We start from the raw sequence: 13,909 nt of genomic DNA, 5'->3' as shown, positions 1-13,909 counted from the left end.
CGCCCGCGGGCCCCGCCGTCATTGCATGCCGGCGTCGCTATCGCTGTCCCGCGCTCGGGTGCCTTGTTAACCGGTCTCACGACTGCAGTCGCCTCGGTGCCCGCGGGCATTGCATGCCCGCGTCGCTATCACTGCCCTGTCGTCGGCTGCTCTTTTGATGCTGGCACTTCTGCCATGTCGTCACGACTGCAGGGTTGCGCATTTTTCTCATGGTTGGATCTCAGGGGCGCTGCCCCTCGCGCGCGCCAGGGTGAAGCGCCGGCTTGCCGGCGCCGACCCGAGCGGTCTCCCCGGTCTTCCGCGCTGATTTCATTCTGCCGACTTTGGACGACAAGAAGCACGCGCTTGTGCAGACCCGCTTCTTGCGAAGCGGCCCTTATCGGGCGGGCGATCCCCCTCCGCTCGGGTCGCCCTGGCCCTTGCTAACCCCGGTCTCGCCGACGGGCAGGGGTGCAGGCGCGGAGTGCGCCTTGCACCCATGGAAGCAAAAGGAAGTTTGATCATGTCGGCCAAGTCAGTTGAAATCATCCCCGTGAGCGGGACCGAGGTTCTCATTCCGCTCAACAAGCTCAAGAAGTCACCGAACAATGCGCGCAAGACGCCGCACAGTGAGGCGATGGTCGAGGCCTATGCGGCGAGCATCGCCGCGAAAGGCATCCTGCAAAATCTAGTGGTCGAGCCGGAGCTGGATGGCGAGGGAGCGGCTACCGGGTGCTATCTGGTGACCATCGGCGAGGGCAGGCGGCTGGCCCAGTTGTTGCGGGTCAAGCGGAAGGAGATCAAGAAGACCGAGCCGATCCGCTGCATCGTCGATACCGCGAACGACCCCCACGAAATCAGCCTGGACGAGAACGTCACCCGGGAAAGCATGCATCCCGCTGACCAGTTCGAGGCGTTCAGGAAGCAGGCGGACGAGCGCGGGCTCGGCGCTGAGGAGATCGCCGCGCGGTTCGGCGTCACGCCAAATGTGGTGCGGCAACGGCTCAGGCTGGGCGCGGTTTCCCCGAAATTGATCCAGCTCTATCGCGATGGCGATCTTGCGCTTGAGCAGGTGATGGCCTTTGCCATCACCGACGATCAAGCACGGCAGGAGGCTGTTTATGAGCGTCTCACCTATGACCGGGATGCCTCTACCATCCGCCGTCTGCTCACCGAAACCCATGTCGCGGCCACCGATCGCCGTGCGCGTTTTGTCGGCCTCGAGGCCTATACGGAAGCGGGCGGTACCGTCCTGCGCGACCTCTTCACTGAGGATCGCGGCGGCTATCTGGAGGATGTCTCGCTGCTCGATCTCTTGGTGACGGCAAGGCTTGGCCGCGAGGCGGATAGCTTGCGGGCGGCCGAGGGATGGCGGTGGACGGAAGCTCATCTCGACTTCCCGCATGCCCACGGCATGCGCCGGGTCTACCCGCATCCGGTAGAGCTTTCGGCGGAAGATCAGGCCGCCCTTCAGGCGGTCCAGAGCGAGTTCGACCGGCTGACCGAGCAGCACCAGACGGCCGAGGAACTGTCCGATGAGGTGGACGCGCGGTTCGGTGAACTGGAGACCGAAATCGACCGGCTGGAATCAAAACGGCAGGCCTACGATCCCGATGACATCGTGCGCGGCGGCGCTTTCGTAATCCTCAATCACGACGGTGCAGTGCGGATCGAACGGGGTTTTATTCGCCCCGAGGACGAGAAAGCCCATGCTGAGACCGGGCAGGACAGCAGTGCCCAGGCGCTGGAAGAGGAGGGCGTCGGAGGTGACGAAGCCAAGCGCGATGGTGAAGAAGGGGAGGAAGAAAACGAGGAAGAAGAGGAGGTGCCGAGGCTGTCTGACACGCTCGTCCGCGATCTCACCGCGCACCGAACGCTGGGGCTGCGGCTCAATTTGAGTGAGCAGCCGGAGGTCGCTATCGTGGCGGTCACTCATGCGCTCGCCGCCCAAATCTTCTATTTCGGGGCCAACGCGCATGTGGTCGGCATCCAGCCGGTGAAGACGGATTTGGCCGTGCATGCGGTCGGAATCGAGGACACCGCGGCTGGCAAGTCTTGGTCGGACCGGCACACCAATTGGGCACGGCAGATGCCCAAGGACGTCGCCGGACTGTGGTATTTTGTGGCCGAGCTCGACCACGACAGCCGCATGTCCCTGTTCGCGCACTGCACGGCGTTGACGGTCAATGCGGTCAAACTGCCGTTTGACCGGAGGCCTTGCGCCCTCTCGGCAGCGGACCGTTTGGCCGAGGCCGTGGGCCTCGACATGACCTCCTATTGGTGTCCAACCGTGCGCAGTTATCTCGGCCGAGTCACCAAGGCGGGCATTCTGGAAGCGGTCAGGGAAGGCGTCAGCGAAGAGGCGGCAGAGCGCCTGTCGTCGCTGAAAAAGGCCGACATGGCGCAAGCTGCCGAACAGCTGTTGGCGGCAACCGGTTGGCTGCCGATGTTGCTGCGGACGGCCGCGCCGCAGGGCCAAAGCGAGGTGAAGGGCAGCGAACTTCGCTCGCAGGCTGCGGAGTAAGATGCGCGCCGGGGCCGCGTGGCGGCTCCGGCAGGCTCCAAAATTTTCGGCCGCGCACCTGACGGCGCGCGGCCGGTTCAATCAATGCACAGCGGCGACTGCTCACGTTGGACCCTCCCCAAATCCGGGCCACGATCCGTCCGAGTCACGCTGTTTGCAGCGGCCGATGCGGCTGTGCCGCGCCTTCTTTTTGCGGGGACGAGGCAATCGGGCTGGAAGCTTTGGTCGTGCCCAGAACCTCGTGCGAGAGCGCAAAGCGGGCGGATCATCCTGGCGGCGACGTCGGTTTCTCGCGCGCAAATGCGGTTGGTTCGGGTTCGTTTGGTCGGGCGTCGTCCCTGCCATTGATGCGTAGACGCTGGCTCTTCTTTGGATCGATCGCGCCGTTGTCCGATGCCGCGGTGGGGCGCCGGCAGCCATGGTCATCGCCATCAGTTCGGGTATGGGCGCGCGTCCAACGCACCCTCGATTGGGCTGATCAGGCCCGAGGCACGGCAAGCGCCTCGATCGCCTTCCCGCAACACCTCAAGCCTGCTTTTTTCCTCTGCCGCGAAGTGGCGGCATTCCTCGCGGACGACAAAAAAGCAGGCTTTCGCCGTCCTCCGCTGGCGCTGCGGGCCTTGTGGCTGCGGGCCGATCGCTTCCCGGGCAAGGGATCGCCATCGAGGCTGCGATGGGCGCGGCCCGGGCAAAACAGACGGAGATCACCATGGCGACCATCGGCACTTTCACCGCTTCCGACAACGGCTACAGCGGCTCGATCAAGACGCTGACGCTCAACATCAAGGCCAAGTTCACAGCATCCGAGAAGGACAACGACAAGGCTCCCGACTACCGAATCTTCGCTGGTGCGACCGAGTTCGGAGCCGCCTGGAAGAAGACCGTTCGCGACAGCGATCGCGAATATCTCTCGGTCAAGCTCGACGATCCGAGCTTCCCGGCTCCGATCTACGCCTCGCTGGTCAAGATCGAAGGCGACGAGGGCTTCACCCTGATCTGGTCGCGCCGCAGCGGCGATTGATCGCCGCGGTTCAAAGGCCCCGCCTCTTCGGAGGCGGGGCTTTTTGCGTTGCTTGCGCCGCTTTGGGAGGGAGTCGAAGGGGATTCTCGGATCGAAAAGGGGGCCTCGCCGCCTGAGAAAAAGCGATCGATGGATGGATTTTGGTGCAGTATTCAGGGCCGAGCGATCAGATTTTCGCGTCGGATCTGGCTCGGATTTTCGATCGTCGGAGGTGCTCTTTCGTGTGTCTCACGGGCAGCAATGACCCGCATTCGGAGCTCGAATTGCTCTCCATTTTGCCGCGCGAAAGGCCTCGATTTCCTGTCGCAAAGACTGAGCGCGGATGAATCGACCTGGCAATTTGAGCAAAGTCAGACTAACCAAGTCTGAGGGCAGAGCAGGGTAGGGAGTATCGCAAGATAAAAGCACTGTCGCCGAAGGGCGGCCAAGTCGTTGTCTGCACATCCAAAGGTTAGCGCCATTGACAAACCTCGTGTCGCCATAACGTACCCAAGCGTTTCAAACTCCTACAAGAACTCGTCTGATGCTCCGTTCGGATTTGTCGCGCGGAAAATTCTGGAATCTCGCTGGGACTAGCGCGGACAAGCTCTCGGGATAGACCCTCATAGGGGTAGGTTATCCGCACGCCGCGGCCGCCCCTCAGGTCATCCTTCAGTCAAGCTGTTCGTTCCCACGCCGGTCCTCTACGCCAACCGTCGACACGGTTGGCCTTTTACCGAAAGGCGCGGAACGCCTCTACACAGGACCGTTGCGCCTGAGCTGAGGGATGCCGAGGGCGATCGCAAACGCGTCGAGAGACAAACCACGTAATCGCTCCGGCAGATATTCCTCCCAGAGCCGCAGCGCGAACTCGATGTTGGCATCATTTGCCGCGTCGTAGCCGCACATGGTGTCGACGGACCGGGAGCTTGGACGAGCTCGATACGCCGTGAGATTCACGTGAAGCAGCGGATCGGTCCCGCTTAGTTGGGCGAGATACGTCTCGATAGCCTTCACGGCCTCGGCAGGAGGCGCACCCGCATCGCGGCCGCGATGCAACCGGACATACAGCGGCTCCCCGGGTGCGCCGTCCCCTCCAAACTCGAACGCGATCTTCGCAGTGGACAGCCGCTTGATGGCTGTGGCGTCGTCGCTACAACGCAATGAGACGATACGCCCAATACCGCTGAGACAACTCTCGACATAGCGCTTTGCAGCCATTCGATGGTTTAGCCCCGCGACCCCCTGGGCGTCGATTCCTGCCCTCGCTTCGTCGACCAGCATGGTCCTCGAGGTCAGCGGAACTATCTCCACGTCCACCTCACCTACTCGGATCACCGCGCTGGGGATCGCCGCCGGCCAGGAATCCTTATCCGCTGTTCCGGGGGACAGCTCGGCAAGCTTCGCTTCGATGTTCTCGCTCTGCTGGTACCAATGCGCAGCGCGTTCGAACAACGTCTCGGCCGGCAATTCTGTGAACACGACGCGACGGGCTATCTGGTACGCCTCGGTCAATGGAGAAAGGGTCCCGACGTACGCACCACCGTCGGTCGAGCGCACCAGAAGCGGGAAAACGACTTGCTGTCCGAACGCAGTGCACGCATGGCTGACTGCGATCATTCCTGAGCCCAACAAAGGCGATCCGGGCGGCCGCGCCGCGTGCAAGACACGCTCAACCCATTCGGCCCACTGTCCGTCGCAGTTGTCAGCAACGACAATACTTTACGGCAATTTATCTAGCCGACCATCATTTCAAGCCGATCCATTTCGTCGACTTCGCAGTGAGGCACCGAGGCAAGGACGGTTGCAATGCGTCCGGCGCGCCGTTGGTCGAACAGTTTAGCGGTTCGGAAACGTAAGCGCTTCGTCACGGAGCAGTTCGATGAAGGCAGTCATGGCGCTGGAGAGATAGGTGTCGTGTCTGCGGACAAATGCGGTCTGTACATTTGCATCTTCTGGCGGGAGCTGGTGTACCTTTACAAGGCCATCACGCTTGACGCGGTTTATGATGCCTATCGGCAGAAGCGACAGCCCGACGCCCGCTTCGATGCAGCCAAGGATGGCCTCGAGCGAGCTGAATTCAAGCGTCGCAACCGTCGATACTCCCCGTGCGGCTAACAGCATCTCCAGCTTTTCCCTGTACACGCATCCTTGCCGAAACACGATTGCTCGGACATTCGGTATCGAGACAAGTTCATCGACGGAATGGATCGATGCCGACGTCACCAAAACAAGCTCTTCATGAAACATTGACGCATGATTTAGCACGATGCTTTCGACGGCACCGGTTACAAGTGCCCCATCGATCCGTCCGTCGATGACATCAGAAACGAGGGCGCGAGTGGTTCCAGTTTTCAGAGAGATCTGTACCGTTGGATACGATCGGGCAAACCCGGCGAGAACGTGCGGCAACCGAAGAGCCGCGATGGTTTCGAGTGTCCCGATTTCCAGGCGCCCGCTAGGCGGTCCGTCGTCACGAGCTGCCGCCCTGGCGTCCGATAGTAGCTTCTTAAGTCGCAGCGGGAAGGGAAGCATTCTTCGGCCGGCAGGGGTGAGTTCGACGCCGCGCGCGCTGCGTTGAAAGAGCTGTGTCTTCAGCTCAAATTCGAGATTGCGGATCTTGGCCGTGACGTTGCTTTGCACCGTATTCAGCTCTGCGGCCGCGCGGTTCATGCTGCCCAGGCGGGCGACCGCCTCAAACGCTCTCAGATCGCTTACATCCATGTTTGGGTACCATCAAGGTCGCTAACGTCACGAGACTCCGAGATCAATCGTCGTCCTCATCGGGCGATGAGGAGCCAACCTCCTTGCAGCAAGTACCAAGTCGCCACGGCCGTAATCAGGCGTCCGGCCCAGAGCCGAAACTGAGTATCGCTCAGCGACTCCAGGACGCGTCGGGCGAAGGTCGTTCCAAGGACGGACGCTATGACAGCATAAGCGAGCAGCATGGGGTCCAGTCCCGAAACGCCCGCCGCGAGGCCGCCGAAATAGGCTAGCTTGAATCCGTGTGCCAAGACCTGAGCCGTCGCTTTGGTGGCAACGATGCCGCGGCGATCGTTGGTCTTGGACCCAAGGAAGAACGTATCGAGCAACGGGCCGGTTACGCCCGTGAGCAGCATCAGGGACATGCAGATCAAGCCGTAGGCGAGCCCGTGCGAAGGCCGCTCCGGATCCGGTTGTAATTTCATTGGCAGCGCTCTCGCCAGGAATGGCGTCACGCCGAGACAAAGCAGGGCGACCGGTTTCTCGGGTACGAAGAAGATGGCAGACCAGGCGAGCAGCGCGACGACGCATCCGGCGGCGTAATAGCCGAGTTGACGCCACACGATGTGGCGACGCCAAAGGAAGGCCCTCCACCCATTCGAGGCCATCTGTGTCACGGCATGCAGGGCCATGGCGGCCGGAACGGGCATTATGGCGAGCAGGACGCCTATCAGGATGAGACCACCTGCCATCCCGAAGATGCCTGAGAGGAAAGCCGTCGCGGTCATCAAGATCGCTAGGCCTAAAGCTGCTAGGGCTGTCATAGCCCGTTGTGGCTCAGGCGCGTGACCGAGCGCAAACAGAGATAGTTAGGGGGTGCCTTAGAAAAGTTGGCCCTGATCGAGGGAGAATGCCCGGAAATAATGAAAAACTTGCGCGATTCTGGCCGTGCAATTATCTTTTGCAATCGGTCAGACCGAGCTGGCTTAGGGCTAAACGGCCGTGGGATTGCGCGGGCGTCGCACTAAGCCTCATCTGCCGAGGTTTCGTCCTTGTAGAATTCTCGCACCCGGCCCGGTACGTATGTCTCGTTCCTTTCTGCCCCTGAACGCCTTGCGCGCGTTTGAAGCGTCTGCGAGGCACGTCAGCTTTACCGCGGCAGCTACCGAGCTTGGCGTCTCCCAAGCGGCTGTCAGCCGGTTCGTGCGCATCCTGGAGGAGAATCTCGGCGTCAAACTGTTCGACCGTCAGCGCAACAGACTTGAACTTACCGAAGTAGGCGCGGCGTTGGCCCCCGAGCTAGGAGCCTCGTTCGCCCGCATCGAACAACTGATGCTTGAAACGAAGAAGCGCGGGCAGAAGACCAACGTCCTGACGGTTGGCATTGGACCGACCCTGGCAGCGAGATGGCTGATTCCGAGACTTGGCCGGTTTGCATCATCCCATCCTCATATCGAGATCCGAATAGCGACCGGCGGAGCCGTCGCGCCGTTCAACGAAGAGTGGACCTGTGCCGTGCGGCTTGGACAGGATCCATGGCCGGGGTTCATCGCTGATCGGCTGTTCAGCATGGACCTCGTGCTGGTGTGTTCCCCAGATGTTGCGCGACGGCTCCGCCGGCCGGCCGATCTGGCAAACATTTCCCTGCTTCGTGTCCGTCACGCGCCAAATGATTGGTCGCGCTGGTGGCTCGCTGCGTCGTTGCCGACCGAGACGTTCGCGAAGCTGACGCCCGGTCCGGTCTTCGATTACTATGGTTTGGCAGTTCAAGCCGCAACGGACGGTCTTGGCGCCGTACTGGCGATGAGCGCATATGTCGAGGCGGAGCTCGCTGCAGGCCGCCTGATCGCCCCGTTCCCGCTGTCGATACCGAAGATCGAGGCCTGGTATTTGATCCGTCGTCCGACCAGGGAACATGATCCCAGCTTGCAGCTTTTCAGGAACTGGCTGCGGGAGGAGAGCGCGATGCAGGAAGCGTCGGATGAGCAGGCGAGAAGGTCCAAGCTGGGTGCCCCGTCGGCCGGCTAGACCTTGCTTGCAGCGGGCTATCCTTTGAACGCTGTCGCTTCGTAGGCCGGCACCTCGCTCGAAAAGTTCTCCTGCCATCGATCCAGCTTCGGCCGGCCTTTACGCCACTTTCCATCGAACCGAAGATCGAGAAAGCCAAGTCCGGTCGCGAGGGCAATCGCTCCGATATGCGGCGTGCCCCGCCACGCGAACGGCGTTGCTTCGATGGCATCGAGAGCACGCACGACCTTGCCATTCTGGTGCTCGAGCCAATCTTCGCTAAGCTTTTCCGGCTTTCTCCAGCGCCGCTCGTAGACCTCCAACAGAGCTGCGTCGGTCAGACCGGAAGCCAACGCATGCATACGCAAAACTTCGATACGTTCCGGGCCGCGCGGGATGATAGCGTCGGCGCCGACGAGCTCGTTCAGATACTCGAGAATGACCAGGGAATCGTACAAGGTTCGGCCGTCCTCCAGCAGGAGTGTCGGTACTTTGCCGAGCGGATTCTCCAATCTTATCTCGTCGGCCGGGTCGTAGGTATCCGCCAGACTGACTTCGATTCGGTGATCGAGCTCCAGAACGGAGATGGCTATCCGGACTTTGCGGGCAAATGGCGAAGTCGCGGAGATACGCAAGGTCATCATTCGCGGGCCTTCCGAAGGAGACGTTGGTGAGGGGCAGTGCTGTTCGCGGCGGATTACGCGAGAACAGGGCCCTTGGCCAATCTGAAGCGCAGATAGCGGCATCGGAAAAAACCATTACCCGAGACATCGCGCCGTAGCTGTAAGTTACCGCTAACGCGCTGCGCTGCGGATGGACCATGCCGTGGTCTGCGGTCGATGCAGATTGCTCGGCCTGAGCCGCTCCGTCGAGAAAGAAGCAGGACACTGCCGAGCAGCGTGACGCCAACAAATAGCAGGCCAAACGGGGGCGAGTATGTCGACCGCAGTTTCCGAGAGCACCATCAAGAAAGTGTCGATGCGGCTCATGCCCATACTCTTTGTCGGGTACGTCTTGGCATATATCGATCGGATCAATGTAGGCTTCGCGGCCCTTAAGATGAACGACGACGCCGGCATTTCGCCCTACATCTTCGGCCTGGGGGCGGGCGTCTTCTTCCTGAGTTACTTCGTTTTTGAGATACCCAGCAATCTCGCCCTTGCGCGATTTGGCGCCAGAAAATGGATCTCCCGGATCATGATTTCGTGGGGTCTGATTTCCGCGGCGATGGCGCTCGTGCAGGGGCCGACGAGCTTCATCGTCATCCGGTTTCTGCTCGGAGCCGCCGAGGCCGGCTTTTTCCCAGGCGTGATCCTGTATCTCACCTACTGGTTTCCGCAGGCATATCGGGCACGCATCGTGGCAGCCTTCATCGTCGCGGTGCCTGTTTCGCTGGCTGTCGGCGGTCCGATCTCAACGGCGATCCTTGGCATTCATGGATTTGCCGGGCTGAAGGGATGGCAATGGTTGTTTCTTCTGGAAGGCATCCCAACGGTTATCTTCGGCTTCTTCTTCCTTGCCGTCATGCCCGACAAGCCTCGGGACGCCAAATGGTTGACCCTGGACGAGCGGAACGCCCTGCAAAAAGCGATCGCTGACGACGATCGCGCAGTTGCAGAGGCCCACGGTTTGACGACTATCCAGGCGTTGTCGGACCGGCGGCTGCTGGCTCTCGCCTTCATCTGGTTTGCCAACACGACTGCAAATTTGGGACTAGCGTTCTTCCTGCCGCAAATCCTAAAGGGTCTGGGCTTGACCGACATGCAGACGGGTATCACCACGTCAATTCCTTACATCTTTGGTACGCTTGGCATTATCGCGTTCGGCTATGTATCGGACAAGTACAATGAAAGACGATGGACGCTGTTTGTCGCGCTTGCCGTAACGGCCGTCGGCCTGCTCGCGGCCGGTCTTCTCCACGGATCGCTCATCGCGGTCGCGTTCATGGCGGTTGCTGCGATCGGCATCTATGGAGCCAAGCCGCCGTTCTGGCCGCTCCCGTCAACTTTCCTGACAGGGCGGGCCGCAGCTGGCGGCATAGCGCTCATCAACGCAATCGGAAACCTGGGTGGCTTCGTTGGACCGTATGTCATCGGTTGGATCAAGGAATCATCGCACAGCTTCGAGGCAGGCATTTACTTTCTGGCTGCTCTTTCGATCCTCGGAGCGGCGATCACGCCGATCGTCGTGAATGCGCGCTTCGTGGGCGCACCACGGGCCGGTCCGACCCTGAAGAAAGCATAGGCGGAGCTTCCGCAGAAAAGGCTGCGATCGCGACCCGGGAGGGCGGAGGCTCCACAACTCCATCAACCCTGTCTGGAACGTGGTGGTGGTCCAAACGTCGCCGCTTTGAAAAGGATTCGTGATGAGCATCAAAATCGCGCGCATTGAGGCATTTCTCTTCCGAGCCGACGTTAAGGAGCCGGTTAAGACGTCGTTCGGCAGCATTCCGCGCCGCAGCGTCTTGTTGTTGCGCGTCGAAGACAAGGACGGCGCTCACGGCTGGGGGGAGATCTGGTGCAACTTCCCGCCATTTAGTGCGGACAACAAGATGCGGCTGCTCGAAACCATAATCTGTCCGGCGGCTTTGTCTGGAAGTTACCACGATCCGTCTGATGCATGGCACGTACTGTCCGTTCGTACGCATCGTTGGGCATTACAGGGCGCTGAACCCGGGCCATTTGCCGCGTGTCTCGGTGGACTGGATCTAGCGTTGTGGGATCTGGTCGCGCGCCGTGAGAAGAAAACGCTGAGATCAATGTTGTGCGGCCGGCAAACGGCGGAGTCGATCGCAGCCTATGCGAGCGGCCTCAATCCCGACACAGCGCAGGAGACCGTCTCTCGCTGCCGTGAGACAGGCTTTCGCGCCTTCAAGGTCAAGGTGGCATTCGGCACAGCGGTCGATGAAAGGGTTGTGTCGGGCCTTGCTCGCAATCTTCGTGACGGTGAACAGCTCATGGTCGATGCGAACCAGGGATGGGATTTGGCTGAAGCACGTCGATCAGTGCCCCTGCTGGGTGAATACGGACTGGGTTGGATCGAGGAGCCCATCGCCGCGGACCGGCCGTCGTCTGAATGGGCCGAGCTTGCGCTCCTGTCGCCAGTGCCGCTCGCGGGTGGCGAGAACGTCATGGGCTACGATGCCTTCGCGAGCTTGATCGAAAGAGGCCATCACGGAGTGGTGCAACCCGATATGCTCAAATGGGGCGGCGTCACCGGGGCGTACGCGGTCGGCCGACGGGCTGTGAAGATGGGGCGGTCCTACTGTCCCCATTGGCTTGGGAGCGGGGTAGGACTACTGGCCGCGGCTCAAGTGCTGGCGGCGGTAGGCGGACCTGGCATGCTGGAGCATGACGTCATGGAAAACCCGCTGCGTGAAGCTCTCAGCCAGCCGTTTCCGCGAGTCAAAGACGGATTATTCCCTTTGCCGGATGAGCCTGGACTTGGAATCGAGCCCGACCTCAAAGCGAGCGCCGGTTGGCTGCTGAATCGGGCCGAGTATCGGTCGTCGAACTAGATGTGCTTTTTCAATAGTGAGCGGAGGTACGACATGATGTCGAAGAGCATTCGAACGACGTTGGCGATCATCCTTGCCGCTGGATCAGCAGCCTCCGGCGCGCGGGCTGCTCAAGTCGACGCAGATCGGCCATTGATCATCTCAAAGCAGGGAAGCTTCTTCGTTGGCGGGCACGATGTGCAGAGCGATGCTTTGTCGACCATCCCCAACTTCGCCTCGAGCGGCACGATCAGCGTGGACCAGGTCTATGTGCGTTACCAAACGCCCGTCCGTCCTGCGCGCTATTCGATCACGCTTATTCATGGCTGCTGCCTGTCGGGCAAGAGCTGGGAGACCACTCCAGACGGCCGGATGGGATGGGATGAATATTTTCTGAGGCAGAATTTTACCGTGTACGTGATCGATCAGGCTTGGCGCGGCCGATCGGCAGCGAACCCGGCTGCTGTCAACGCAGTGAAAGCCGGCAAAGCCGGGGCAGACACGTTGCCTGCATTCATCTCGGCGGGACACGAATCTGCCTGGACCATTTTCCGCTTTGGCCCGGAGTATCCAAAAGTATTCCCCGGGATGCAGTTTCCGCTCGAAGCACAGGGAGAATTCTGGAAACAGATGGTGCCCGACTGGGGATATTCAATGAAGCCACCGGTGCCGACGGTGCCGGCACTTTCCGAACTTGCTCAAAAGGTGGGGAATACTGTCCTGATCAGCCATTCGCAATCGGGCATTTATCCGTTCCAGACGGCAATGATCAGCAGCAAGGGAATTGCCGCGATCATCTCTCTGGAGCCTGGCGCTTGTCCGGCGGCCGACTATGATATGAGTGCGTTGAAGAATATTCCGGTTCTCGTACTGTTCGGAGACTTCGTCGACAAGTCGGAAGCGTGGACGAACCGCTTCAAGGGCTGCCAAGAATTTGTCAGGTCCGCAAAGGCCGCAGGCGTCACTGCAGAGCTCGTGTCACTTCCGGATGTCGGCTTTCACGGCAACTCTCACATGATAATGCAGGACAGGAATAGCCTAGCGGTCGCGGGCTGGCTGGGGGAGTGGCTGAGTCATCATGTCCGTCAACCTAGCAGCCGACAATAAAGAAGCACATTCGTTGATTTCTGCTTCTGGCCCTCAGCCGATGCTTGCTCAGAATGCCGCTATGTCCGCTGTCGGGAGGAAAAGCCGACCAAGGTCGAGCCGAGGCGTCGTGGTCGGCTTGTGGACCCAGGCTGTGTGAAAACGCTCTGTTTGAAGTGATTCGCGCGATAAGATTCCCGGCGATTTCGCGGGGCCTCTGATGAAGCGCTTTTTCGAAGGGTTGGATCGCGGGCAGAGCACACTGTTTCAGGCATCGCTCGATGACTATGTGGCCGAGGATACAATGTGCAGATTGCCGTTGATACGCAGCATCATCTCATTGTGGCTCACGATGTGATCAACGTGGGCAGCCACCGTCACCAACTTTCTAACATGGCCGGGCAGGTTCGTGCCGAGATGGCTGTCGAGACGCTCGAGGTTGTTGCGGATCGTAGCTACTACGACGGCGAAAAACTTCGCGCCTGTGAGCAGGCTGGCGTCACGGTCACATTGCCGAAACCGCTGACCTCAGGGGCGAAAGCCGCCGGCCGTTTTGGCAAGCAGGACTTCGTCTATGTTGCGGCCGAGGATGTCTATCGCTGCCCTGCTGGAGAACGGCTCACCTACCGCTTTGCCGGCCAAGAGGATGGTAAGATGCTGCGCCGTTATTGGACGACGGCTTGCCAAGGCTGCGCGCTCAAAGCTCAGAGCACGACCGGCCCCGAGCGGCGCATCACGCGCTGGGAGCACGAGGCCGTGCTGGAGAAGGTTCGGCGGCGGCTCGACCAACCCAACAAGATGACCTTACGCCGTCAAACGGCCGAGCATCCGTTCGGGACCATAAAGGCCTGGATGGGTGCGACGCACTTCCTGATGCAAAGACGAAACAAGGTTGCGACCGAGATGGCGCTGAATGTACTCGCCTACAATATGAAACGTGTCATAGCGATTTTGGGTTGCCGAACACTGCTGGAGGCGATGCAGACGTAAGGGATATTTGTGCGCCGATCGGCGACCTTCAGGTTCAGAAGCCTCGCGCCGCCATCGGACCGCCCAAATCGAGCCGATGCCGGACTCCCGACCTGCCCAAAAGAGGTTCTCACACAGCCTGGGC

10 protein-coding genes and 1 pseudogene are annotated in these 13,909 nt (G+C 60.5%); 7 read left to right on the top strand and 4 right to left on the bottom strand.

The window, feature by feature from the left end:
• Positions 1-502: 502 nt before the first annotated feature.
• Positions 503-2,503, top strand: a complete 2,001-nt coding sequence (locus tag ACVI1L_RS09455; RefSeq protein ID WP_076825045.1) for a ParB/RepB/Spo0J family partition protein — start codon at positions 503-505, stop codon at positions 2,501-2,503.
• Positions 2,504-3,212: 709 nt separating this feature from the next.
• A complete protein-coding gene (locus ACVI1L_RS09450) occupies positions 3,213-3,524 on the top strand; it encodes a DUF736 domain-containing protein (RefSeq protein ID WP_076825106.1) in 312 nt (103 codons plus the stop codon).
• Between the two features lie 735 nt (positions 3,525-4,259).
• Here ACVI1L_RS09450 and ACVI1L_RS09445 read toward each other — a convergent pair.
• The 3 genes from ACVI1L_RS09445 to ACVI1L_RS09435 all read right to left on the bottom strand — a co-directional run bounded on the left by ACVI1L_RS09445 (position 4,260) and on the right by ACVI1L_RS09435 (position 7,030).
• Complete coding sequence (locus ACVI1L_RS09445; protein WP_076825044.1) at positions 4,260-5,123, bottom strand: hypothetical protein; 864 nt, start codon at positions 5,121-5,123, stop codon at positions 4,260-4,262.
• 219 nt (positions 5,124-5,342) lie between these two features.
• Complete coding sequence (locus tag ACVI1L_RS09440) at positions 5,343-6,227, bottom strand: LysR substrate-binding domain-containing protein (RefSeq protein ID WP_310885534.1); 885 nt, start codon at positions 6,225-6,227, stop codon at positions 5,343-5,345.
• Positions 6,228-6,283: 56 nt separating this feature from the next.
• Positions 6,284-7,030: a sulfite exporter TauE/SafE family protein gene (locus ACVI1L_RS09435; protein ID WP_076827239.1), complete on the bottom strand. Its 747-nt coding sequence runs from the start codon at positions 7,028-7,030 to the stop codon at positions 6,284-6,286.
• 259 nt (positions 7,031-7,289) lie between these two features.
• On the opposite strand from ACVI1L_RS09435, the gene ACVI1L_RS09430 reads away from it, so the two are divergent.
• Positions 7,290-8,234, top strand: coding sequence for a LysR substrate-binding domain-containing protein (locus tag ACVI1L_RS09430; RefSeq protein ID WP_076827241.1), 945 nt, complete (start codon positions 7,290-7,292; stop codon positions 8,232-8,234).
• 17 nt (positions 8,235-8,251) lie between these two features.
• Here the strand turns inward: ACVI1L_RS09430 and ACVI1L_RS09425 are convergent, their stop codons facing one another.
• Complete coding sequence (locus tag ACVI1L_RS09425; protein ID WP_076827243.1) at positions 8,252-8,857, bottom strand: glutathione S-transferase family protein; 606 nt, start codon at positions 8,855-8,857, stop codon at positions 8,252-8,254.
• Positions 8,858-9,149: 292 nt separating this feature from the next.
• Between ACVI1L_RS09425 and ACVI1L_RS09420 the strand changes: the two genes are divergently transcribed.
• The 4 genes and pseudogenes from ACVI1L_RS09420 to ACVI1L_RS09405 all read left to right on the top strand — a co-directional run.
• Positions 9,150-10,457: an MFS transporter gene (locus ACVI1L_RS09420; RefSeq protein WP_076827245.1), complete on the top strand. Its 1,308-nt coding sequence runs from the start codon at positions 9,150-9,152 to the stop codon at positions 10,455-10,457.
• 121 nt (positions 10,458-10,578) lie between these two features.
• Positions 10,579-11,730, top strand: coding sequence for a mandelate racemase/muconate lactonizing enzyme family protein (locus ACVI1L_RS09415; protein WP_076827247.1), 1,152 nt, complete (start codon positions 10,579-10,581; stop codon positions 11,728-11,730).
• 33 nt (positions 11,731-11,763) lie between these two features.
• Complete coding sequence (locus ACVI1L_RS09410; protein WP_076827288.1) at positions 11,764-12,816, top strand: alpha/beta hydrolase family protein; 1,053 nt, start codon at positions 11,764-11,766, stop codon at positions 12,814-12,816.
• A gap of 276 nt (positions 12,817-13,092) precedes the next feature.
• A pseudogene (locus ACVI1L_RS09405) lies at positions 13,093-13,785 on the top strand (transposase); the annotation flags it as partial.
• Positions 13,786-13,909 lie beyond the last annotated feature (124 nt).

The organism is Bradyrhizobium sp. USDA 4516, from assembly GCF_054055915.1.
Note: the sequence above shows the minus strand (reverse complement) of the source record. Positions and strands in the feature narration are given on the sequence as shown.